This is a genomic window from Bradyrhizobium genosp. A, from assembly GCF_049949275.1.
Taxonomy (GTDB): Bacteria; Pseudomonadota; Alphaproteobacteria; order Rhizobiales; family Xanthobacteraceae; genus Bradyrhizobium.
In genome coordinates this window covers 3,996,587-4,018,445 of the sequence record NZ_CP188196.1, presented here as the reverse complement: position 1 = coordinate 4,018,445, position 21,859 = coordinate 3,996,587, and the positions used below count along the sequence as shown (strand labels likewise).

The following is a 21,859-nucleotide window of genomic DNA, read 5'->3' as shown; positions in this document are numbered from 1 at the left end:
GCTGCGCGCGATCGTGCGGCGCGCAGCCAGTTCAGAGCAGCTTCGCGCTCACGAACAGCGCGCGCACGGCATTGGTCGCCTGGACCGCGAGCATGGCATTGCCGGCCGCACCCTCGAGCGCGGCGACGGCATCCTCATGCAGCGAGCGGAATTCCATCCACTCGACCGATTTGAAGTTGGTGAGGAATTGATAGGCCTGGCCGACGGTCGCGATCGCCAGCGTATCACCGTTCAGCTTGATCTTGAACGTGGTGCGCAGCGGGGTCTCGGAGCTTGCTGGATCACTCATGGGCTGCTTCTGGACGACAACGGCTTAACGAAGGGAAAACGGTAGCCCCGCCGTCCAGCGAATATCAGGAATCGGTGCTGGCGCGCTGCGAGGCGGTCGCCGATCCGCTCAGGCTCGGCACCACGACCAGGCGGTTGAACTCGCCGTTGTCGTAGGCCTTGAGGAAGCGATCATAGTCCTTGATCGAGACGCAGCCGTTGGAATCGCCGCGCGGCCCGAGCATGAAGGTGTGGGTGAGCAGGCCGACACGGCCAAGCGCGCTAGTGCCGTCCGTCGGCGTCATGCGCAGCGCCCGAACGCCGTGGAACAGTCTTTCGCGCGGCTTGAGGTCGTAGGTCGCAGGCGGGGTGGCACCGACCATGCGCTGGTCGACGTGCTCGGGGTCGTCCATCAGCGCGCCCATGCCCGAATGGGCCTCGATCGCGACGCCGCTTGGCAAATAAAGCGCCTTGGCCTTGATGTCATAGACCGCCGTCCGCGAATCATAGCCCAGCGCGGCGAGATCCGGCGCCTTGCCGAACAGGCCGCTGTCGGGCGTCAGCGACGCGAGCTTGATCTTGTCGGTGAACTTTTCGAAGAAGTTGCGGTTGTCGACCCTGGGGTTGGGGTTGGTGTCGGCAAAGGCCTGGCTGGAGGCGATCTGGGCAGAGAGGTCCGCCTGGACCGGCCGCGAGCGTGGCATCGGAATGCCGTCGGCGCGCTGCGAGGGTCTCGCCGTCTCTTCGGTCGCAGGCTGCTCGTTGTCGGTCAGGGTCGAGCGCCAGTCATCGCCCTGGAGCTTTTGGGCGAGCATCGCTTTGGCGTCGCGCAGCTTGAGCTGGACCACACTCAGGGCGGAGCGCTCCATCGTCCGCAGGCCGAGCTCACGGGCGGGCGGGTTACCGGACAGTGAGGCGAAACGGTCGTCGAACGAGGGAGAATTGGCCGGCGGCAGCGCGGCGGTGACCAACGGGGTGGAATCGCCGATATCCGCGACCCACGCAGCGGCGCCCAGCGCCAGCGCGATGGCAGCCATAGACAGCAGTATTGTCTCGGCTCGCCCAATTCGGCGGCGCGACAACAGCCCCTCGGCGCTTGCGCGGTCGGAAACCATCAGATCCCCAAAACGACCCCCGGGGGACCCAACCCCCACCCGGAGACTCTCTACCAGCTACCACATTGGGAGCCAAAAGTTAGGCATAATCGCGGCCGGCTAGCCCTCCTGTGAGGTATCCAATGACCGATCCTTTCGATCTAGAGCGCTTCCTCAGGGCCCAGGATCCGGTTTTTCGCGACGTTTTGGCGGAGCTGACCCGCGGCCGGAAGCGATCTCACTGGATGTGGTTCGTCTTCCCGCAGGTCGCCGGCCTCGGCTTCAGCGCCATGTCGCAGCGTTACGCCATCGGATCGCGGGCGGAGGCCGAGGCCTACCTCGCCCACCCCCTGCTCGGCCCGCGCCTGATCGAATGCACCGGCCTTGTGCTCGCGGTCGATGGGCGGACCATCAATGCGATCCTCGGCGCGCCCGACGATGCCAAATTCCGTTCGTCGATGACGCTGTTCGGCGCGGTGTCCGACCAGGCTGTTTTCGACGAGGCGCTCGCCAAATACTTCGCCGGCGAGCGCGACGGCGCGACGCTGGAGATCCTGGCCGGTCTCGATCGAAAGGCCTCCTGACTGCGACAACCGTGGCCGCAAGCGTAAACCCGCGATTAATACGCTCCCCCTATTTTCGGAGAATATCTTTCTCCTCGCGCCAATTGCCGGACAGATCATGAAAATCGGTACGCTGCTGACCACCGCCATTGTCTCGCTCTCGACTGTCGGCGGCGGCCTTGCCGTCTACGTCGCGGTGACGAAATACCAGACGATGGAGCGGATCAGCGAGGCGCAAGGGCGGCTCGCTGTCGTCCGCGCCGTCAGCGACATCCCGCGCTATCTCAACCCCGAGCGCGGCTTCGCCACCAATATCCTCTATGGCCCTGCGACCGTCGACCCGGCGCAACTGTCCGAGCACGACAAGCTGCGCAAGCAGACCGATGGCGCGCGCGACAAGATGAACGCGCTGCGCAAGGAGCTGCCCGGCCCGGTCGACGACGGCACCACCATCGGCAGCAACATCGACGGCATCAATACGAAGTTCACCGCGTTGCGCGAGGCCGTCGACAAGGCGATTGCCGGACCGGCGGAGGCGCGCAAGGACGCGGCCAGGAAGATCGTCGCCGACAATGCCGTGCTCAATGCCGGCGTCACCGCGCTGCTCAACGAGCAGGTCCGCCGCATGGCGATCCTCAACGGCGATGCCTACCGCCAGGCCAGCTACGCCAACATCGCGATGACGCTGCGCGACATCGGCGGCCTCAACGCCAGCCTGCACAAGAACCTGCTCGGCTCGAAGAAGGTCGCGACCGACGCGGAGAAAGCCGACATCGCCCGCACCCAGGGCCGCAACGACCAGATCGTGATGTCGCTTCAGGAGCTGCGCGGCAACCCGACCACGCCCGCCAATGTCGCATCCGCCCTGGAGACGATGAACACCGTCTATGTCGACGGCTTTGGCCGCGAGCAGAAACTCGTCAAGGACGGCGCCGTCAGCGGCAAATACGAGCACGACATCGACACCTACTTCGCCGCATCGCAAGTCGGTCTCGGTGCGATCATCGGGGTGCGCGACGCCTTCTACGACAATGCGGAGCAGATCCTCGCCGGCGCGTCCGCCGCCGCGCGCACCAGCTTCACCATCGCGCTGCTCGGCCTTGCCGCCGTGCTGATCGCCAGCGCCGGCCTCATCGTGATGGTCCGCCGCCGCGTCTGCGCTCCGATCGTCAGCCTGACGACCCGGATGTCGCGGCTCGCCGACGGCGACGTTGCAGAAGATATCTCCGGCGCCGAACGCTCCGACGAGATCGGGGCGATGGCGGCCGCCGTCCAGGTGTTCAAGGACAACATGATCCGGGCTGACCGGCTCGCCGCCGAAAAGCAGGCCGAGAACGACGGCAAGATGCGGCGTGCCCAGGCGCTCGACGGGCTCACGCGCGCGTTCGAAGCCAAGGTCACCGAACTGGTCGGCGGCCTGTCCCGCGCCTCCGCCACCATGGAAACCACGGCGCAGTCGATGACCTCGACAGCCGCCCAAACCAACAGCCAGGCCGCGGTCGTCGCCGCTGCCTCCGAGCAGACCTCGACCAACGTGCAGACGGTCGCCAGCGCCACCGAAGAGCTGACGTCATCGATCGCCGAGATCGGCCGTCAGGTCGCGCAATCGACCGAGATCGCGGCCCGCGCCGTCGACAACGCCCGCCGCACCGGTGACACCGCCCGCGCGCTCGCAGCGGGCGCACAGAAGATCGGCGACGTCGTCACGCTGATCCAGAGCATCGCCGAGCAGACCAACCTTCTGGCGCTCAACGCCACCATCGAGGCCGCCCGCGCCGGCGACGCCGGCCGCGGCTTTGCCGTCGTCGCATCCGAAGTGAAGTCGCTGGCCGGCCAGACCGCCAAGGCGACCACCGAAATCTCCGAGCAGATCACGGCGATCCAGTCCGCGAGCGACGAGACCGTCACTGCGATCCGCAACGTCGCCGACGTCATCGCCGAGATCGACCAGATCGGTACCGCGATTGCGGCCGCGATCGAAGAACAGGGTTCGGCGACCAGGGAGATCTCCCGCAGCGTCCAGGAAGCTGCCCGCGGCACCCAGGAGGTCAACACCAACATATCTGGCGTGCAGCGCGCCGCCGACGACACCGGTGCGGCCGCAAGGGAAGTGCTGGGCGCGGCCGAACAACTCTCGACGCAGTCACGCGATCTGGCGGGTCAGTTCGACCGCTTCCTCGGTGAAGTCAGGGCGGCGTAAGCAGCGCGCGTTTAATAAGGCGGCGCCTTGCGCGCGCGCTGCGCCTTGGTGGCCTCGATCCACCAATTGAGATCATCGGCAAAGCGCGGGAACGAGCGTTCCAGCGCCTGGCCGCCCTCGCCGATCGGCTCGCTTTCCGCTGACAGTGTCTGGCCGATCGGCCCGACGCCGATGGTGCTCGAGATCACCACCATCCCCATCTCCGACAACGTGCCGTGCCACGCGGTCGAGGCGCGCGCGCCGGACAGGCGGCCGGCGGAATAGCTCACGATCGCGGCCGGTCGCCAGAACCACTCTTCCAGGAAGTGGTCGGTGAGATTCTTCAGGCCGGGCTGAATGCCCCAATTATATTCGCCGGTGACGAAGACGAAGCCGTCGGCGCCGCGGATCTGGCCGGCCAGCTTCTCCAGCGCCTCCGGCGCGGTGCCCGCGGGATATTCCTTGTACATGCGGTCGAGCATCGGCAGGCCGATCGCCTTGGCATCGATGAACTCGACCTCTTCGCCGCGACTGCGCAGGCGATCGATGACGAAATTCGCAAGGCGGATGCCCATGCGGTCGGACCGGTAGGAACCGTAGAGGACGAGGATGCGATGGCTCATGGCCGGCAGGTTAGCACGAAACGGCGGGACGGCCCCAACCGATTTGCCGCGCTATCGTTTTCGCCCGAATTCCAGCGTTTGCGACGGCGACTCGCCGAACTGATCGCGATAGCTGCGGGAGAAATCGCTGAGATGCCAGAAGCCGAACGCGAGCGCGACGGCCTTGACGCTGTCGGCACCGGCGAGCAGCCGCTGGCGCACCAGCCAGAGCCGGCGCAGGCGCAGGAATCGGTGCAAGCTCATGCCGCGATAGCGGCGCACGACGTCGTGCATGGTGCGAACGGACAGGCCGAGCTTGCGCGCGATGTCCTCGCTGTAGATCGGCTGCGAGAGGTCGTCGGACAACAGGGCGCGGATGTCCTGGAAGATCTTGAAGTTGCGCTCGTCATTGGGGCGCAAGGTCCAGCGGACCGAGACGACGTTTTCGAAGGCGTCGTCAACTGCACCCAGCAGAGACTCCTTCATGGCCGCAGCCTTGAACGGCATCTCCGCTGCGCCGACGGGCTCTGCCGCTGCCGCCAGCACCTCGCGAACCACGCTGCGCAGCCGGTCCAAGCCCGCGGCGGTTGTTTCAAAAATCTTGAAGCTCAGGGCCGCACGCGGCCATCCGCGATCCGTCACCTCCGGCCTGAACACCACGGAGGCGATTTGCCGCTGCACTTCCTCGATGGTGGTGTAGGCCGCGCCGCCGCTGCCGATGACGATGACCGGACGGGCGCGCTGCGAGCCGTTGAAGCGAATGGGCACGTCGAGGTTGTCCATCGTGAACCCGATCGCCGTGCAATTCTCGACAAGCTGCGCGTCAACCACCCGCGGAAACGCGTGCGTCAAATTCACGTCGCAGCCGGGCAGCGACAGAATGGTCTGCTCGGCCGGAATCCCCCGTACGAAAGGCGTGAATTCGAAGTTCAGGCCACGTATGGCATTTCGAAATTCATCGACGTCGGAAAACCGAAATATCTTCGGCGCCAGCCCGGGCGCATCATCATTGCTGTTCATGACAAATGAAAAACCACGTCGGAAAACGACGCGCGTCCGGCGATAGCGCCGATCCGAATTTCCCCTTTTTCGGTTGCCCCGTTAGACCGAAAGAATCGTCTAACTCCACTCGATGAGTTGGCGAGGATCCCCTTCAAAGGACAAGCCGCCGCATCAAGCCTCGCCAAATTTCGATATCGTTTCCGGCTGTGACAGCGGTGCATTCATACCCGGACGCCCAAGACCTCAATTTCAAATTAACGGCTCTGGGGCGAAATGAAGGGCGTTGGTTCGTCGAAATTTATTTGAGTACAGGCCCTGCCACGATGGCAAATTCGCCTGCTGATATTCTGGTCGAATTGGAAGAGGCCGTCGCAACCTGTCCTTTGGACCGCTGCGCTCGCATCCTCTCCGGTATTGTGCAGTTGCTCACAGGCAGCGGCGACCGATCTCAGGAATTGCTTGCCGGTGTGGTCGATGGCGTTCTGCTGCGACTGACGGAACGGGTCGAGGTCACTGCGCTGATTCAACTCAGCACGACGCTTGCCGACCTTAAGGTGGCTCCGCCGGAGACATTGCAGCGTCTTGTGTCACACGACAACGCGGACGTGGCGTGCCCCCTCCTGCTAAATTCGCAGGCGCTCTCCACGACCGCTCTCGCGGCAATCGCGGCCTCCGGCGGCGAGCGCCATCAACGTGCGATCGCTGCACGCACCTCAATCGAGGCTGATGTGACCGAGGCACTGATCAAGCGTGGCGGATCGATCTGCCTCGCGCTGATCAAGAACCCGGGAGCTAAATTCTCCGAAGCTGCCTACGCCGCGCTGATCGCCAGGGCCGATGAAGACGGCGAGATCATGAAAGCGCTGGCTCTGCGGCCCGGCACGCCTGACGTCATCGTCCGGAAGCTGCTGTCCACCGCACCCGCCAAGACTGCACCCGCCAAGACTGCACCCACCGAGACTGCGCCGGCCAAGCCCAATGCCTCCGCCGTTCCTCCCGCGCAAGCAGCCGCAGCGGCTCAACCAAAGTCGCCCTCCTCGGCCGACTATGCGAGCGCAAGGCCTGAGATCGTCGCCCTCAACCGCATCGGCAAGCTCAACGATTCCACCGTGAACCGCTTCGCGATCCGCGGTGAGACCGCTAATTTGTACACCGCGCTGTCGGTGCTGTCGGGGGCGCCGGTCGAGATCGTCGAGCACGTCATGACCGACGACGATTGCGAGGGCCTGGTCATGGCCTGCCGGGCGTCGCGCCTGAACTGGGCGACCACGCTTGCGATTCTGAGCAACCGCAGCGGCGCCCGGCTCTCTTTCGCCCAGCGCGAGCGCGCGCAGCTGATTTTCGAAACGCTTCTATTGTCGACCAGCCAATGGACGGTGCGCTGGGGGGAAATCGCAGCAAGCACCAACACAAGCGATCCGGGAAATCGCGGCGCGAAAATGGGGGTTAGCCGATGAAGTTCGACGGTCGCAAGGCGCTTCGTGTACGGATGGACCACAGGCAGGCGGTGAACCTGATGGGCTCGGACGGCACCTGGCGGCGCAGCTGCGTGCTGCTCGACGTGTCGCAGACAGGTGCCAAGATCGAGGTCGAAGGCTCGCTCGACGTGCTGCAAGCCAAGGAATTCTTCATGCTGCTATCGTCGACGGGTCTCGCCTACCGGCGCTGCGAGCTGGTCTGGATCGACGGCACCTTGGCCGGCGTGCACTTCATCAACGCGGACAGCAAGAAGAAGTCGGCGAGCGCGAAGGTGGGAGCCGCCCGGACCAAGTAGGCAAACCGGCTCACCACATCATCAAGCTCGCTCAACTCCAGTGCAGTTCGGGTTCATCCGTGCAGAAAGCGCGAACCACCATCCGCCCCGTCAAAGGCGACGGCAGCATCCGAGCGGCGCAATTGGCGCGCCCGTTCGTGCATGTGCTGGCGGATTCCTCCGACAAATTGGCGGGCATCTGCGCGGCGCTCGAACGGCAATTCATCGTCGCCGGCGAACGGCTCGACGCGGAAGCCAGGCTGTCGCAAGTGCCGTTTGCCATCGTCATCCGCGCGGAGCTGCGTGACGTCGACAATATCGCGGCGATCAAGAAGCGGTCAGCCAGGCTGGCAAAGGCCGCAAAGCGCATCTTTCTCGTCGAGCACGCCTCGCACGTCCGCATCTCGCAAGCCTATGCGCTCGGCGCGACGCTCGTCCTTCCCGGCCCGCTCAACAAGACCAAGCTGCTGGCGGCGCTGGCTGATCCGGCCGAGCCGGCCTCGGACTCATTGGGCGGTTCGACCCAGCCGGACAACGCCGTCGAGACGGCTGCCACCGCCATCGCGTCGATGTTCACGGCCGTCACACTTGGCCAGCCGCTTGATGTCGACGGCACCAAGGACGCCGGACGCCAGATTGCCGACCGCATCACCCAGCATGGCCTGTCCGAATGGCTCACCACGGTACGGCGCCACCATGAAGGAACATATCAGCATTGCTTGCTCGTGACCGGCGTTGCCATCGACTTCGGGCTGAGCCTCGGCGTTGGACGAGTGGATCTCGAGCGTCTGTATTCGGCCGCCATGTTCCACGACATCGGGAAGGCGCAGATCCCGCTTGCGATCCTCGACAAACCCGGCCGTCTCGATCCCGAGGAGCGCGCCATGATCGAGACGCATCCGGCGGCGGGCTACGACTTTCTCAAGGGCCAGGAGAAGATCACGCCGGAAATTCTCGATGCCGTCCGGCATCACCACGAATTTCTCGACGGCAGTGGCTATCCGGATGCGCTTGCCGGCGAGAGCATCAACGACATCGTGCGCATTCTCACGATATCGGACATCTTCGCCGCGCTGATCGAGCACCGGCACTACAAGGCGACGATGCCGCGCACGGATGCCTATAATATTATTTGCGGCATGACCGGAAAACTTGAGAAGGCACTGGTCATATTCTTCAAGAAGGTCGCACTCTCACGCTGAGCGTGCGCCAAACCAGCGGGCGGACCAAGACATCGCGGCTGCGCCTAATGCGTAGCCCGGTATTTGATGCGGCGCGGGATCGAGCGGCAGGCCAGTCCTTCGGCCAGCAGCTTCATGTCCTCGCGCCGGCCACTGCGGACCAGCCTGCCGAACTCTTCAGGAGTAAAAGGAAGACTGGGATCATCATCGATCGGACGCTGTATCCGCGGACCGAACAACCGTCGAACCAGGCTAGCCAGCCGCCGCATGTCAATTCCCTCGCGCCAGCAACAAACCTTTGAGTCCGTATATTGTTCCTCCTGCACGGATGAGATTGCAAGAGGCCGTAACGAGTCCGCACGAAAAATTTCGTGGGGGAATAATCTCCTCCGGCCTCTCCGTGTCAGTCGGCGAAACCGACGTAGCGGACGAACTCGTCATTGCCCTCGCGATCCGAACGCACGGCGTTCGCGGCAAAGTTGTCGTCGGGATAGCCCATCGCAACGCAGGTCATGATGACCTCGTCCTCGGGAATCTTTGCGACCTCGCGCACGATGTCGGAGCGCATGATGCCCTGCCCGTTGATCACAGAGCCGAGCCCGCGGTCCCAGGCCGCCAGCACGATGCCGTAGCAGAGCGCACCGAGATCGAAATGGCAGACGGCGCCGGGATCGAGCACACGGTCATAAGTCAGCACCAGCGAAACCGGCGCGTCGAACTGGCGGAAGCCGCGCAGCACCCAGTCCTGCCGCATCGGCTTGTCGTCACGCGCAATCCCCATCGCGCCGAACAGCTTCTTGGCGATGTCGACCTGACGGGTGCGATGCACGCCCTGGTACTCGCCATGGCTGATGATGTCGCGCTTGACCTTGGCGCCGCCGACCATCTCCTCCATGTTGCGGCGGCGCAGCTCTTCCAGGGGGCGGCCCGTCAGCACATGGACATGCCAGGGCTGGGTGTTCATCGACGACGGTGCGCGCTTGGCGCTGTCGATGATCGCCTCGACCACCGCGCGCGGCACTGGCTGCTGTTTGAAACCACGCACGCTGCGGCGCGATTGGACCAGCGTTTCGAATTCCACCTCAAGACCTCCCTGCCCGTTCATTCATCTGCACGACATCTGCAACACGTCTCCGGTTGCCGATGCGGTGCGCGAAATCTATGCTAACGGCCAAGCAAGACCAAGAACCCCGTGAGGACCCGATCATGGCCGCACCGCTCGATCCCGTCGTCGCCCAGATCATTCCGCTGCTGCCGCTGCGCGATCCCACGACGATGACGCCACAGAGCGCCCGCGATTCCTTGCGCGCACTGGCTACCGCGCGAGCGGCCGTGCCGCCGCCGCCCGTCGATGCCGTGCAGGATATCAAGGTCAGGGGCGGCGCCGGCCCGCTAGATGCGCGCGTTTATCGCGTCGGCAGCGCGCCCGCGCCCACTGTTGTGTTCTTCCACGGCGGCGGCTGGGTCGCGGGTGACCTCGAGACCCACGACCGGCAGGCGCGCAATCTCGCGATCGAGACCGGCGCGGTCGTGGTCTCAGTCGACTATCGCCGCCCGCCGGAAACGCGCTTTCCCGGCGCCTTCGAGGACGCCTTCACGGCTGCGAGCGACGTGTTCAACCGTGTCGCGGAATTTGGCGGCGATGCAAAGCGTCTTGGCGTTGCCGGTGACAGCGCCGGCGGCAATCTCGCAGCCGCTACCGCGATCGCCTGCCGCGATGCCGGCATTGAGCTCGCCGCGCAGCTCCTGGTCTATCCCGTGACCGACGTCGCGGGCGGCTATGCCGACGCGCGCGAGAACGCGCGCTTTCCATCGCGCGTCGAGAATGCAGAAGGCTACTTTCTCTCGCGTGCCGTCATGGAATGGTTCGCCGGCCATTATCTCGCTGACGCCGGTCACGCCACCGACTGGCGGGTCTCGCCGCTGCGTGCCGCCTCGCTCGCAGGCCTTGCGCCCGCGATCGTGACCACCGCCTGGTTCGATCCGCTGCGTGACGAAGGCGCGGCCTATGCGAAAGCACTGGAGGCCGCCGGCGTGCGGGTGAAGCATCACGAGGGCGCCGGTCTGATCCATGGCTATTTCGGCCTCGGGGACGCCTCCGAGGTCGCCCGTGCCGAAGCGCAGCGTGCACGCGCCGACTTCAAGGCGTTGCTCGCGCGCGGGGTCTAGAGACCCTGGGCGGACAAAAATCCGCAATGTCCGTCGTGCCCCGGCCCTGATCCTGCTTGATTGCGCCACGATTCCGGGCTCCAATTCCCGCGCCATCTTTTTGGTTTAGGGAGACACCCATGATGAAGCGAATTTTCCTGGCTGCGATCGTTGCCACCTTTGCAGCGGGCTCGGCCCTTGCGGACGACACCTGCGAGAGCAAGGCAGTCGGCAAGGACGGCAAGGCGCTCGCCGGCGCGGCCAAGACCTCGTTCATGAAGAAGTGCAAGGAAGACGCCTGCACGCCCAAGGCCGTCGGCTCCGACGGCAAGCCGCTCGCCGGCGCCGCCAAGAACAGTTTTATGAAGAAGTGCGAGATGGGCGCCTGATCGCGGCGAGTTCTACTCCCTCGCCCCGCTCTTGTCCGTCGAAGCCTTGGCGAAGGCGGATGCGGGGCCGCGACGAGCTCCGCTCGCGCTGAGACGGTTGGGGTGAGGGGGAGTCTCCGCGGGGACGGCGTTAGTTGGATTCGTGGGGAGTTCCCCTCACCCGAATTTGCGCTTCGCGCAAATTCAACTCCAGAACGTCTGGCGCGCGATGCCCGCACTCACCCGCCAACTTGGTCAGTCCTTTGCGAGGGTCTCGGAAGAAAATCAAAAGCGCCCTTCGCCGAGCTTTGCTTTTGTCGCAACTACGGTTGATGCAAAGAGTGTGGACGCACGATGCTGGTGCGCCCGTAATGTGTCGATGAGCTGATCAATATCGTGGCTGGTATGCCCAGCATTGAGTTGAATGCGAAGGCGCGCTTTGCCCAAGGGGACCGCAGGGAAACGAACGGCATCGACGTGGATGCCCGATTCGCCAAGCGACAGCGCGAGAGCGTCAGCGGCATCCTCATCTCCGATCAGAATTGGGACGATCGGCGAGTCTGTCGAAATGAGCGGATAGGGCAGTTCAGACATCCTTGTGACGAAGTAACGCTGATTTTCCCACAAGCGAGCACGACGTTCAGGTTCGTCCACGACCATGTCGACCGCTTCGCTCAGGGCGATCGCTTGATCCGGTGGCAATGTCGACGTGAATCCATAGGCTGAGCAGGCTAGACGAATGATCTCGGCAATATGAGCCTCCGTGGCAATGAAGCCACCAATCCCGCCATAGGCTTTACTGAGCGTGCCCATGTAAATGATGCGTGCGCTTGTGACACCGAAATGTTCGCAAATTCCACCACCGTTTTCACCAAGTATCCCGGTCCCGTGAGCATCGTCTACATAAAGTGTCGCGTCGTAGCGTTCGGCAAGCTGCAATAAGTCGGGTAGAGGCGCAATATCGCCGTCCTGGCTGAAGACCCCATCCGTGACGATGATTTTGGTTGTGGCGGTTGATTTCTTGAGAAGTGCTTCAAGGTGGTTGAGATCAAGGTGACGATAAGTTGCCCGCGCGGCTCCGGACATGCGGATGCCATCACGGATACTGACATGATTCAATTGGTCCCCAAAATAAGCGTACGTATATTCCCGCGCGCTGGTGAATCCGTAAATGCGAGCATATTTGGACGTTTGCGGAAGAGACGACAGAACTCCTAAGTTCGCCATGTATCCCGTGGCGAATAGTACCGCGGCATCCTTCTTCTTACAGGCTGCGAGTTTGTGCTCAAGCTCGCTGTACACTGCCAGGTTTCCGGTCAGCAGCCGTGACTCGCAGTTTCCTAGGCCGTAGGTTTCTAGCCCCCGTGTTGCTGCACTGATCAGCCGAGCGCTAGTCGCAATTGATAGATAGTTGTTGGTGCTGAAAGAAATATATTTTCTTCCATTGGCCAGAAAGGCCGGAGTGGGCAGAGATTCAACCGGATCTCCATCGTGCAAATTCTGATCAACAAGCCACTTGGCCATTTCAGTAAATTCTTGCAAGCAAACCCCTTAAATTACGGTCCCAGATCGGTGTCGTACCCATATGAAAGTGCATGCCACTCGATTGGCAAGGGGCAAGGTAACTGCGGTCGAACTGCGCCCCACGCTGCGCTAGGCCGTTCGTAACAGCCTGTGTGCATACTTTACCTAAAGCAGCGCGCCAAGCTATTTGCGAGGCCGCACTCCTGCCGTTGAAGACAAGCCTAGTGTCCCGCGCAGCTCCGATACTTACTTCTTACCGAGATATTGCAAGCTCAGTAAGGTTTTGTCGGTCGCATCCCGTGCCTCCCGACAGTCTTGAAGCCAGCGGCTTTCAGCGCGTGTTGTACACGAGGTGGCAGACGTACGCTTTCCAGAAGCGTGTCGTCGGGCAATTCAGGGCGAGAGACGCGCCTTCATTGTGGAGCGTCTGCCATTGAGAGTTTGCCACTGATTGGATCGATGTGGATTTGCTTGGCGCTTTTTTTAGTTCGAACAAGAATCTCCCAAACAGCTTTCCCGCGCACTTGCTCCAATCCCGCGTTGAGAGCCCGACCACCGTTTGTCTTCTCGGCCAAGGCAATAGCTTCGCGTAGTGTGATTTTGGCGCCCTTCAACGCGGCTAACTCCGCCTTGTCCTCCGCGTCCAGAGCTGACTCCTCCACTACAGTCCCGCTGCCGATGGCTTGGCCGCTTGTTGCGTCAATAATGCCGTCCCAGACCTTCCGATTGGCATAGGTTCGGACTGCGTAGGCCGGCACGCCGTTTTGGGGTTCGAAGCTTACGTCGAGCACGCTCGCACCTGCCTGAAGCTTTTCGGCGGCGGCAATAACATCGGTAACCGAAAGCTTGGCTGTTGCGAGAGCGTTGGTTTCGCCAAGCGCGGCCGTCTTAGGAGGATTGGCCGGATCGAGGATCAAGAGCAAGGCGTGTAGAGCATCTTTTGCGCCCGACGCTTGAGGTTGGTCGGCGCGCAGCTGAGCGAGTGCAACATCAATGGCCTTATCGACGGCTTGCCATTGCTCGGGATGGCGCGGGCGAAGCTTGACTTCAGCTCTATCCCAAGCCGCTTCGAGATCCTTTATGCGCATCTTGGCACGGTCGAGATCCCCGGCATCGACGATGCCAAGCGTGTCTGCGGCGATGTTGCGAAAAATTGAAAGATCGCCCAGATTCCGAGGCTGGTTCGCGGTGCCCTGCGCCGAGGCTGCGCCCCCGACAAAAAGTGCGAGTAGCAGAAAACCGAAAATGCCAAAGAGCCGATTGAGCGAAGGGGAGCGCATGATCCTTAATCCTCACGAAGAGCAGAGCGTGAGCTTAATGTCCATTACTTAGGGGAGACTGAGGAGCCGCGGGCGGAGACCGCCTCGCAGCCCGGGGCCTCCAGCATTGCCGTTAGCACTTCGGGCTCTTAGAGCCTACTACAGGTGTCCACCCATTCGGAGGAGGTTCAGACCTCTCCCCGCAAGCGGGGCGAGGTGAAGAAAGACCTTCAATCCCGCTTGAAGTCGAAGGCGGCTCCCTGCGCGCCCAAACAAAGTCAAGCGATGACATCACAACCCTAGACAGAAGCCGTCGGCTGACGGATCATGGCGTGCTGAGCGAATTGGGGCGCATCGACCAGGCTTTCCAGGAAAGGGACGTCAAGATGTGGCAACTTCGAGTGCGTAATCAGATCGTGGCGACAGTGAGCTTGCTCTTTGTGCTGCTCACCAGTTTTGACGTCGCGAATGCAAGGGGCCCCGGTCTGCCCAACGTCATGGTTCTCGCGACCGGCGGCACGATCGCCGGCACCGGGGCGAGCAGCACGACCGTGGTCGGTTATACCTCGGCCACGGTGGGCATCGAGACCCTCCTGAACGCCGTTCCCGAACTGAAGGCGGTGGCCAACGTCAAGGGCGAGCAGGTTTTCCAGATCGCCAGCGAGAACATGAACAATGACTACTGGCTGAAGCTTGCCAAGCGCGTCAACACGCTCCTCGCGCAGGACGACGTCGACGGGATCGTGATCACGCACGGCACCGATACGATCGAGGAAACCAGCTATTTCCTGGACCTGGTGGTCAAGAGCAAAAAGCCCGTCGTCATCGTCGGCGCGATGCGGCCGTCGACAGCGATCAGCGCGGACGGGCCGATTAACCTCTTCAACGCCGTGATCCTCGCGGGCAGCGAAGAGGCGGTCGGCAAGGGCGTGCTCGTCGCCCTCAACGATCAGATCAACGCGGCGCGCGAGGTGACCAAGAACAACACCTCGACGGCAGACACCTTCCGCACGCCGGAACTGGGCTTCCTCGGCTACATGCAGGGCAACAAGCCGTACTTCTATCGTCAATCGACGCGCCGGCACACGGCGGACTCCGAATTCGACGTTTCTAACCTCGATACCCTGCCGCAAGTCGATATCGTCTACGGCTACGCCAACATGAACCGGGTCGCGATCGACGCTTTTGTCGCCGCCGGCGCCAAGGGGATCGTGCACGCTGGCGTAGGTGACGGCAGCCTTGCCCGGCCCGCGGTCGAGCCGGCTCTCGACGAGGCCCACAAGAAGGGTGTCGCGATCGTTCGCAGCAGCCGTGTCGGCAACGGTATCGTCGCGCGCAATGGCGAAGCCAAGGACGACGAACACGACTTCATCGTCTCGGATACGCTCAATCCGCAAAAGGCGCGTATCTTGCTGATGCTGGCGCTGACCAAGACGACCGACAGCAAGGAAATCCAGCGGATGTTCTACACGTATTAGGGCGTCCGAGGCGCGGCGTCGGTGAGCGCGGAGATTGATCCCGGATTGCGCAGCGCGCCATCCGGGCCACCGCTCATCGCTACGACCGCAACCCCGGCGCTTCCTGCCCGGTGCGCGCGACATACTCCGTGTAGCCGCCGCCATACTGGTGAATGCCTTCGGGCGTCAGCTCGAGCACGCGGTTCGACAAGACGCTGAGGAAGTGGCGATCATGCGAGACGAACAGCATGGTGCCCTCGAAATCCGACAGCGCGGTGATCAGCATTTCCTTGGTGGCGAGGTCGAGATGGTTGGTCGGCTCGTCCAGCACCAGAAAATTCGGCGGATCGAACAGCATTTTTGCCATCACCAGCCGCGCCTTCTCGCCGCCTGACAGCACGCGGCAGCGCTTCTCGACGTCGTCGCCGGAGAAGCCGAAGCAGCCGGCGAGCGCGCGCAAGGAGCCCTGCCCCGCGGTCGGAAACTGGTCTTCCAGCGACTGGAACACGGTGCGCTCGCCGTCGAGCAGATCCATCGCGTGCTGGGCGAAATAGCCCATCTTGACGCTGCCGCCGAGTGCCACGGTGCCCTCGTCCGGCTCGCTCGCGCCAGCGACGAGCTTGAGCAGCGTCGACTTGCCGGCGCCGTTGACGCCCATCACGCACCAGCGCTCCCTGCGGCGGATCATGAAATCCAGCCCGTCATAGATGCGCTTGGCTCCATAGCCCTTGAACACCTTCTTCAAGGCGACGACGTCCTCGCCGGAGCGCGGCGCCGGCAGGAAGTCGAACGCCACCGTCTGGCGGCGGCGCGGCGGCTCGACCCGCTCGATCTTGTCGAGCTTCTTGACCCGGCTCTGCACTTGGGCGGCATGCGAGGCGCGCGCCTTGAAACGCTCGATGAACTTGATCTCCTTGGCGAGCATCGCCTGCTGGCGCTCGAACTGCGCCTGCTGCTGCTTCTCGTTCAGCGCGCGCTGCTGCTCGTAGAACTCGTAATTGCCCGCGTAGGTCGTGAGCGAGCCGGAATCGATCTCGACTACTTTGGAGATCACGCGGTTGATGAACTCGCGGTCATGCGAGGTCATCAGCAGCGTGCCTTCGTAATCGTGCAAGAACTTCTCGAGCCAGATCAGGCTTTCCAAATCGAGATGGTTGCTCGGCTCGTCGAGCAGCATGACATCAGGACGCATCAGCAGGATGCGGGCCAGCGCCACGCGCATCTTCCAGCCGCCGGAGAGTTTGCCGACGTCGCCGTCCATCATCTCCTGGCTGAAGCCGAGGCCTGAGAGCGCTTCGCGCGCACGGCCGTCGAGCGCGTAGCCGTCGAGCTCCTCGAACGCGTGCTGGACCTCGCCATAGCGGGCGATGATTTCGTCCATCTGGTCGGCCTTGTCGGGGTCGGCCATGTCGGCCTCGAGCTGGCGCAGTTCGGCTGCGACCTCGCTGACGGGACCTGCGCCATTCATCACCTCAGCCACGGCGCTCCGGCCACTCATCTCGCCGACGTCCTGGTTGAAATAGCCGATGGTGATGCCGCGATCGGTCGAGACCTGCCCCTCGTCGGGCAGTTCCTCGCCGGCGATCATCCGGAACAGGGTGGTCTTTCCCGCGCCGTTCGGGCCAACGAGGCCGATCTTCTCGCCCTTGTTGAGGGCGGCGGAGGCTTCGATGAACAGGATCTGGTGGCCGGCTTGCTTGCTGACGTTGTCGAGGCGGATCATGGGGGTCTTTTGCGGGAATGTTGCGTTGCGGCGTAATAGGCCATGCCCACGCCCAAGGGAAGCCCGGCCGGGCCCGGGTTTCACCCCCGCTCCTGACAAATCCTTAGCAATTTTCCGCCAGAACCGCGGGTGGCGACGTCCAGCGAATCTGACGGACATCCGTCGATCTGACGCTTGCTGAGACCCCGGGGGGAATGCCGATGAAAACTCGCTTTGGCCTGGCCATGGCCGCCGCACTCATGCTCGGCGGCAGCGCCGCAACGGCTCAGACCCTGCCCGATTACATGGCGCCGATCTCCGGCAAGACCAATGCCGCGCCCGGCGACGTCGCGACCAGGGACGTGCTGGCGCTGAACACGACGATGTTCGAGCTCTATGGCGACGCGGCAAAACTGTTCCAGAAGAACATCCTCGACAAGCACCCCGTGATCCTCGGCCTGTTCTCCGGCGCCGGCGGACGCCTGATCCTCTATCGGCCGGGCCAGCCGCCGCTCGACGCACCGCAGGTGCCGGTCGTCTATCAGCTACTGAAATCGGTCGGCCACAGCACCATGGCGCTGGCCGAGGTGGTCGGCCCCTATGTCGACAATCCCGACAACAAATCCTGGCGCGGCGCGATGCTGGCCTTTCGCAGCCGGATGCAGTCGGCGCTGGACAGCCTCGACGCCACGCCGATGCAGGCCGACTGGCGCGACAACAACCGCACCATCCTGAAAAACAACATTGCCTTCATGGACGAATGCCTTGCGAGCGGCGTCATTCCGTTCGCTAAGCTAGAGGCCTTTGGCAAACAGCAGGCCCCCTTCCTCGCCAAAAACGTCGCGTGGGCGGCCCAGACCCAGGTCGCGCACTGGATGGGCGTACTGGCTGACTGGAAGGCGCAGCTCGGTCCCGACTGGGAGAAGACCTATGCCGCCAGCAACACCATCTACGTCGCGCGGCAGAACAACGTGATCTTCAGCGTGCTCGCGCAGTTCTTCGGCCCGGAGGCCATCAACACGCGCCTGCTGCTGATCGAGACGGTCTCGTTCACCACGACGCCATCAGACATGCTGGAATCGCTGACGCGGATCATCGCCGACCGCTCGGTCGGCGCACTGTTCTTCGGCAATTATCACTTGATGGACTACGAGCTGATGGGAGGCGACGCGCGCGCCGCGATCATCGCCGAGACGGGAAAGCGCGGCATGACACCGTTCCTGCCCCCGCTGGTCCCGTTCGGCTCCAAGCAATGGCCGACCCTGGTCACGCCCGGCCCCGGCCCCGCGACGATCGCCGACCTCAAGTGAAGGTTTAGGCCAGACGAGAGGCGGCTGCGTTCGTGCCGGCCGCCTTCACCTCTCGTAAACAGCCGCCCTGTTCTATTCCCGCATGGCGAATCATGACAGCTTCGGGCCAGCGTTGGCGCGTATCCAAGAGACCTTGTATAAGGATGAGACCATGCGGCCTTCGCGACGCGAGTTCGTGAAGTGGTTGTCGGCGGGAGGCATTTCGGTCAGCCTGTCGCATCTCGCTGCGGCGGCAAGCGCGCCCTTTGCGACGCACGAGACGCTTCCCGGACGCGGACATTTCAATCCAGCAACAAAGGGCGCCGGCCGCGTCGACGGCGTCGCCAAAGTCACCGGCGCCAAGCTCTACGCCTCCGACTTCCGCGCCAATGATCTGCCCGGCTGGCCTTCCGCCACCTCGCACGCGATTTTGGTGCGCGCCAACGACGCGACGCACGTCTACACCGGCATGGACCTCGCCCGCCTCTCGGGACCACTCAAGCCTTCGGTCGTCGTCACGGCGAGCGATCTCGACCGCATCGGCACGCAGGTGCCGGCATTCTATGCCGGCGACCTGTTCTGCCCGCTCGGCAAGACGCCGCTCTATCTGGGCCAGCCGGTCGCGCTTCTGATCTTCGAAAAATTCGACGCCTTCGATCAGGCCCGCCTCGTCCTGCGCGACGGCACCTTCGTCAAGTTCGGCGAGGAAACGGGGCCAGTGATCGCGCCCGATTACGGTGCCTTTCGCTTCACCCGCGTGGCAGGATCCTCGCCGGAGAAGCCGGACCTCTATTCGCCGGTGCTGGCCGGCTGGGTGTCGCCGAAGAAGAGCCAGAACGCGGCATTGCCGGTGTGGACACCGCTCGCCAAGGAGACACCGGCCGACTACGCCAAGGCTGCGAAATACGGCGAGCAGATCCGCGCCGAGCTCGCCGCGGAGGACGCCTCGCTCCTGGTGCTCGACCGCGAGTTCGAGACGCAGTCGGTCGACCCGATGTTCCTGGAGCCGGAATGCGGGCTCGGCTGGTACAGCGGCAAGGGCGGCAGTCTCGAGCTGGTGCTCGGCGTGCAGTCGCCTTATGAGGCGACCGAGTCGATCGCAACTCTGCTCGCCAAGGCCCACGCGCCCTACAAGCCCGCGCACATCAATGCGCAGTTCGCCCATGTCGGCGGCGGCTTTGGCGGCCGCGACCACACGCCGTTCATTCTCTATGTCGCGCTGGCCGCGATCTGCTTCCCCGGCAAGCCGGTGCGGCTCGCGCATGACCGCTATCAGCAATTCCAGGCCGGCATCAAACGCCACGCGATCAAGATGCGCTCGCGGCTCGGCATCGATCGTGCGACTGGCCTGATCAAGGCGTTTGCCGCCGATCACGTTCTCGACGGCGGCGGGCTGCAGAACTTCTCCACCAACGTGGCGGTGGTCGCCGCCACCGGCGCGATCGGCATCTACGACATTCCCAAAGTCGACGTCACCACGACCGCGCTGCATTCGCGCGGCGTTACCGCCGGCTCGATGCGCGGCTACGGCACGCTGCAGACCATGACCGCGCTCGAAGCGCTGATCGACGAAGCAGCCAGCGAGCTCCAGCTCGACCCCATCGAATTCCGCCGCCGCAATGCGCTGAAGCAGAACGGCCGGACCATGACCGGCAATCCCTACATCGTCTCGGTGCGCACGCCCGAAATCCTCGACAAGCTCGAAAAGCATCCGATCTGGCAGCAGCGCGCGCAGCTCAGGCAAACCACGGGCGATCGGCTGGTCGGCACCGGGGTTGCCTGCGTCACCAAGGATTACGGCTCCGGTGCGGACTGCTCGCTCGGCCGCGTCGAGCTCGGCGCCGACGGCAGAATCGCGATCTTCTGCGATCATGTCGAGATGGGCAACGGCATCGGCACGGCGCTGGCCAACCGCGTCGCGAGCCATCTCGGCACTATTGCCGACGAGGTCTCGGTCGCGCGCGTCGACAGCTACGACGTGCTCGGCCTCGTCACCTCGGGCGATCCCTACACGATGGATCAGAAGACCCAGGACACAGCGGAACGCAATCCGCGCTGGGTGCCCGCGATCTCATCGGCGACATCGGCCTCGATCGGCGCCCATGTCGGCACGCACTCGTCGGCGGAAGCCGCGCGCGTCATCTTCCGCTTCGGCCTGTGGCCCGCGGCGCTGGAGTTGTGGCGCATTGCGAAGACCGACCCGCGCGCACGGCAATGGGCGAGCGCGAGCTGGCGGAACGGCCAACTCACGATGCCCGGCCTTGCGCCGCTGGCGCTGACGACGCTGGCCGCAACGGCGCATGTACGCGGCTTCGTGACCGGCGCGGTCGCGCACAGTTTTTCGCGCTGGGCCTGGTCGCGGGCGCGCTTTGCCTTGCTCGGCGAGCAATGGCGCGCCGACATCGATGCGCTGGCGATTCGCAGGGGCAGCGGCAAGTTCGAGCGGATCAACCGCAGCAGCGTTAAATTTCCGCCGACCGACAACAACCGTATCGGCACCGCCTTCACCTCGATGTGCGGCACGCTCGTCCTCGTCGAGATCGAGCGCGCCTCCGGCGCACTTCGCATCGCCAAGGCCTACAGCGTGTTCGAATGCGGCACCGCGTTGGTGCCTGAGGTGGTGATGGGCCAGGCCCATGGCGGCTTCGCGATGGGCGTCGGCTACGCGCTTTTGGAAACGCTGCCGCCGTTTGAGGGCGGCCCCGGCAACGGCGAGTGGAATCTCGGCCGCTACCTGGTAGCGCGTGGCTCGGATCTTCCCCTGCGCGATCTCGAGATCGAGATGCTGAAGCCGCTCACCGCGGACGAAGCGCCGAAGGGCATGGCGGAGGTCGTCATGATCCCGATCGTGCCGGCGCTGATCAACGCCATCCATGACGCCACCGGTCATCGTTTCCGCGCCCTGCCGGTCACGGCCAATCTCCTGAAGGGAGTGCTCGCGTGACGACCCTCAGCCTCACCATCAACGGCCGGAAGCACGGTCCGATGGACGTCCGCGACGATCTCTCGATGAACGATTTCCTGCGCGAGATGCTCGGCATGACCGGCACCAAGTTCGGCTGCGGCGCCGCGCAGTGCCTGAGCTGCGCCATCATCGTCGACGAGCCGGACGGTTCGAGCTACACCAGTCCGACCTGCGTCGCGCCGGCCGTGAATTTCGACGGCAAGTCGATCCGCACTGTCGAGGGGCACGCCAAAGACGGCCAGCTCTCGGTCCTGCAACAGGCCTTCGTCGATCACTTCGCCTTCCAGTGCGGCTATTGCACCGCCGGCTTCCTCAATGAGGGCCAGGTGCTGCTCGAACGTCTGGCGCGCACCCCGGTCGCCCGCGAGGCGCTGGAGCAGACCATTGCGGACGCGCTCGACGGGCACCTGTGCCGCTGCACCGGCTACATCAAATATCACGAAGCGGTGCGCGACGTGATCCTCGCCGATTCAAACCGCTATCTCGTCGCCACCAAATGAGTGCGC

General features: G+C 63.7%; 20 protein-coding genes. 11 read left to right on the top strand and 9 right to left on the bottom strand.

Translation table 11 applies throughout. The features are described from left to right. Nucleotides 1-31: 31 nt before the first annotated feature. Nucleotides 32-289, bottom strand: a complete 258-nt coding sequence (locus ACP2YP_RS18530) for a hypothetical protein (RefSeq protein WP_018644685.1) — start codon at nucleotides 287-289, stop codon at nucleotides 32-34. A 64-nt stretch (nucleotides 290-353) separates the two neighbouring features. Further along, nucleotides 354-1,313 carry a DUF2778 domain-containing protein gene (locus ACP2YP_RS18525; protein WP_426426197.1) on the bottom strand — a complete coding sequence of 320 codons (960 nt, stop codon included), beginning with the start codon at nucleotides 1,311-1,313 and terminating at the stop codon, nucleotides 354-356. A gap of 191 nt (nucleotides 1,314-1,504) precedes the next feature. Between ACP2YP_RS18525 and ACP2YP_RS18520 the strand changes: the two genes are divergently transcribed. Both ACP2YP_RS18520 and ACP2YP_RS18515 read left to right on the top strand, forming a co-directional pair. Further along, nucleotides 1,505-1,945, top strand: a complete 441-nt coding sequence (locus ACP2YP_RS18520; RefSeq protein ID WP_426425844.1) for a DUF1810 domain-containing protein — start codon at nucleotides 1,505-1,507, stop codon at nucleotides 1,943-1,945. 97 nt (nucleotides 1,946-2,042) lie between these two features. Next, nucleotides 2,043-4,124, top strand: coding sequence for a methyl-accepting chemotaxis protein (locus tag ACP2YP_RS18515; protein WP_426425843.1), 2,082 nt, complete (start codon nucleotides 2,043-2,045; stop codon nucleotides 4,122-4,124). Between the two features lie 11 nt (nucleotides 4,125-4,135). On the opposite strand, the gene ACP2YP_RS18510 is transcribed toward ACP2YP_RS18515, so the two are convergent. Together ACP2YP_RS18510 and ACP2YP_RS18505 are read right to left on the bottom strand one after the other, a co-directional pair. Further along, nucleotides 4,136-4,726 carry an NADPH-dependent FMN reductase gene (locus tag ACP2YP_RS18510; protein WP_426425842.1) on the bottom strand — a complete coding sequence of 197 codons (591 nt, stop codon included), beginning with the start codon at nucleotides 4,724-4,726 and terminating at the stop codon, nucleotides 4,136-4,138. Nucleotides 4,727-4,777: 51 nt separating this feature from the next. After that, the gene (locus ACP2YP_RS18505; RefSeq protein ID WP_426425841.1) at nucleotides 4,778-5,725 is read right to left on the bottom strand and encodes a helix-turn-helix domain-containing protein; all 948 of its coding nucleotides are present in this window, start codon (nucleotides 5,723-5,725) and stop codon (nucleotides 4,778-4,780) included. 305 nt (nucleotides 5,726-6,030) lie between these two features. On the opposite strand from ACP2YP_RS18505, the gene ACP2YP_RS18500 reads away from it, so the two are divergent. Genes ACP2YP_RS18500 through ACP2YP_RS18490 form a run of 3 tightly spaced genes read left to right on the top strand, consistent with a single transcriptional unit; the run spans nucleotide 6,031 to nucleotide 8,662 of the window. Then, a complete protein-coding gene (locus tag ACP2YP_RS18500; protein WP_426426196.1) occupies nucleotides 6,031-7,164 on the top strand; it encodes a DUF2336 domain-containing protein in 1,134 nt (377 codons plus the stop codon). Continuing rightward, nucleotides 7,161-7,481: a PilZ domain-containing protein gene (locus ACP2YP_RS18495; protein ID WP_426425840.1), complete on the top strand. Its 321-nt coding sequence runs from the start codon at nucleotides 7,161-7,163 to the stop codon at nucleotides 7,479-7,481. Before ACP2YP_RS18500 ends, ACP2YP_RS18495 begins: the two co-directional genes overlap by 4 nt. A 59-nt stretch (nucleotides 7,482-7,540) precedes the next feature. Further along, nucleotides 7,541-8,662, top strand: a complete 1,122-nt coding sequence (locus tag ACP2YP_RS18490) for an HD-GYP domain-containing protein (protein WP_426425838.1) — start codon at nucleotides 7,541-7,543, stop codon at nucleotides 8,660-8,662. Nucleotides 8,663-8,706: 44 nt separating this feature from the next. On the opposite strand, the gene ACP2YP_RS18485 is transcribed toward ACP2YP_RS18490, so the two are convergent. Beyond that, complete coding sequence (locus ACP2YP_RS18485; protein ID WP_426425836.1) at nucleotides 8,707-8,910, bottom strand: hypothetical protein; 204 nt, start codon at nucleotides 8,908-8,910, stop codon at nucleotides 8,707-8,709. Nucleotides 8,911-9,044: 134 nt separating this feature from the next. Beyond that, the gene (locus ACP2YP_RS18480) at nucleotides 9,045-9,722 is read right to left on the bottom strand and encodes a nitroreductase (RefSeq protein ID WP_426425835.1); all 678 of its coding nucleotides are present in this window, start codon (nucleotides 9,720-9,722) and stop codon (nucleotides 9,045-9,047) included. Between the two features lie 125 nt (nucleotides 9,723-9,847). Between ACP2YP_RS18480 and ACP2YP_RS18475 the strand changes: the two genes are divergently transcribed. Next, a complete protein-coding gene (locus tag ACP2YP_RS18475; protein ID WP_426425834.1) occupies nucleotides 9,848-10,810 on the top strand; it encodes an alpha/beta hydrolase in 963 nt (320 codons plus the stop codon). A gap of 119 nt (nucleotides 10,811-10,929) precedes the next feature. Next, nucleotides 10,930-11,178 (top strand): hypothetical protein, encoded by a 249-nt coding sequence (locus ACP2YP_RS18470; protein ID WP_128952136.1) that lies wholly within the window; start codon nucleotides 10,930-10,932, stop codon nucleotides 11,176-11,178. A 264-nt stretch (nucleotides 11,179-11,442) separates the two neighbouring features. Here the strand turns inward: ACP2YP_RS18470 and ACP2YP_RS18465 are convergent, their stop codons facing one another. Beyond that, nucleotides 11,443-12,699, bottom strand: a complete 1,257-nt coding sequence (locus tag ACP2YP_RS18465) for an aminotransferase class I/II-fold pyridoxal phosphate-dependent enzyme (protein WP_426425833.1) — start codon at nucleotides 12,697-12,699, stop codon at nucleotides 11,443-11,445. A 395-nt stretch (nucleotides 12,700-13,094) separates the two neighbouring features. Then, nucleotides 13,095-13,961: a PepSY domain-containing protein gene (locus ACP2YP_RS18460; protein ID WP_426425832.1), complete on the bottom strand. Its 867-nt coding sequence runs from the start codon at nucleotides 13,959-13,961 to the stop codon at nucleotides 13,095-13,097. A 311-nt stretch (nucleotides 13,962-14,272) separates the two neighbouring features. Between ACP2YP_RS18460 and ACP2YP_RS18455 the strand changes: the two genes are divergently transcribed. After that, nucleotides 14,273-15,418: a type II asparaginase gene (locus ACP2YP_RS18455; RefSeq protein ID WP_426425830.1), complete on the top strand. Its 1,146-nt coding sequence runs from the start codon at nucleotides 14,273-14,275 to the stop codon at nucleotides 15,416-15,418. Between the two features lie 79 nt (nucleotides 15,419-15,497). On the opposite strand, the gene ACP2YP_RS18450 is transcribed toward ACP2YP_RS18455, so the two are convergent. After that, the gene (locus ACP2YP_RS18450) at nucleotides 15,498-17,120 is read right to left on the bottom strand and encodes an ABC-F family ATP-binding cassette domain-containing protein (protein ID WP_426425828.1); all 1,623 of its coding nucleotides are present in this window, start codon (nucleotides 17,118-17,120) and stop codon (nucleotides 15,498-15,500) included. A gap of 200 nt (nucleotides 17,121-17,320) precedes the next feature. Here ACP2YP_RS18450 and ACP2YP_RS18445 point away from each other — a divergent pair, with 200 nt between their 5' ends. The 3 genes from ACP2YP_RS18445 (at nucleotide 17,321) to ACP2YP_RS18435 (ending at nucleotide 21,853) form a co-directional block, all read left to right on the top strand. Continuing rightward, nucleotides 17,321-18,409, top strand: a complete 1,089-nt coding sequence (locus tag ACP2YP_RS18445; RefSeq protein ID WP_426425827.1) for a hypothetical protein — start codon at nucleotides 17,321-17,323, stop codon at nucleotides 18,407-18,409. 151 nt (nucleotides 18,410-18,560) lie between these two features. Continuing rightward, nucleotides 18,561-21,332: a xanthine dehydrogenase family protein molybdopterin-binding subunit gene (locus ACP2YP_RS18440; protein WP_426425826.1), complete on the top strand. Its 2,772-nt coding sequence runs from the start codon at nucleotides 18,561-18,563 to the stop codon at nucleotides 21,330-21,332. Next, on the top strand, nucleotides 21,329-21,853 hold the full coding sequence (locus ACP2YP_RS18435; RefSeq protein WP_426425825.1) for a (2Fe-2S)-binding protein: 525 nt from the start codon (nucleotides 21,329-21,331) through the stop codon (nucleotides 21,851-21,853). The genes ACP2YP_RS18440 and ACP2YP_RS18435 overlap by 4 nt, the downstream gene beginning before the upstream one ends. Nucleotides 21,854-21,859: the final 6 nt, after the last annotated feature.

What these genes read in the sequence shown, in the direction of transcription:
- ACP2YP_RS18505 (WP_426425841.1), bottom strand. Translation starts at nt 5,725, where the DNA reads ATGAACAGCAATGATGATGCGCCCGGGCTGGCGCCGAAGATATTTCGG.
- ACP2YP_RS18500 (WP_426426196.1), top strand. Translation starts at nt 6,031, where the DNA reads ATGGCAAATTCGCCTGCTGATATTCTGGTCGAATTGGAAGAGGCCGTC.
- ACP2YP_RS18475 (WP_426425834.1), top strand. Translation starts at nt 9,848, where the DNA reads ATGGCCGCACCGCTCGATCCCGTCGTCGCCCAGATCATTCCGCTGCTG.
- ACP2YP_RS18440 (WP_426425826.1), top strand. Translation starts at nt 18,561, where the DNA reads ATGCGGCCTTCGCGACGCGAGTTCGTGAAGTGGTTGTCGGCGGGAGGC.
- ACP2YP_RS18445 (WP_426425827.1), top strand. Translation starts at nt 17,321, where the DNA reads ATGAAAACTCGCTTTGGCCTGGCCATGGCCGCCGCACTCATGCTCGGC.
- ACP2YP_RS18520 (WP_426425844.1), top strand. Translation starts at nt 1,505, where the DNA reads ATGACCGATCCTTTCGATCTAGAGCGCTTCCTCAGGGCCCAGGATCCG.
- ACP2YP_RS18515 (WP_426425843.1), top strand. Translation starts at nt 2,043, where the DNA reads ATGAAAATCGGTACGCTGCTGACCACCGCCATTGTCTCGCTCTCGACT.
- ACP2YP_RS18450 (WP_426425828.1), bottom strand. Translation starts at nt 17,120, where the DNA reads ATGATCCGCCTCGACAACGTCAGCAAGCAAGCCGGCCACCAGATCCTG.
- ACP2YP_RS18460 (WP_426425832.1), bottom strand. Translation starts at nt 13,961, where the DNA reads ATGCGCTCCCCTTCGCTCAATCGGCTCTTTGGCATTTTCGGTTTTCTG.
- ACP2YP_RS18530 (WP_018644685.1), bottom strand. Translation starts at nt 289, where the DNA reads ATGAGTGATCCAGCAAGCTCCGAGACCCCGCTGCGCACCACGTTCAAG.
- ACP2YP_RS18470 (WP_128952136.1), top strand. Translation starts at nt 10,930, where the DNA reads ATGATGAAGCGAATTTTCCTGGCTGCGATCGTTGCCACCTTTGCAGCG.
- ACP2YP_RS18485 (WP_426425836.1), bottom strand. Translation starts at nt 8,910, where the DNA reads ATGCGGCGGCTGGCTAGCCTGGTTCGACGGTTGTTCGGTCCGCGGATA.
- ACP2YP_RS18510 (WP_426425842.1), bottom strand. Translation starts at nt 4,726, where the DNA reads ATGAGCCATCGCATCCTCGTCCTCTACGGTTCCTACCGGTCCGACCGC.
- ACP2YP_RS18495 (WP_426425840.1), top strand. Translation starts at nt 7,161, where the DNA reads ATGAAGTTCGACGGTCGCAAGGCGCTTCGTGTACGGATGGACCACAGG.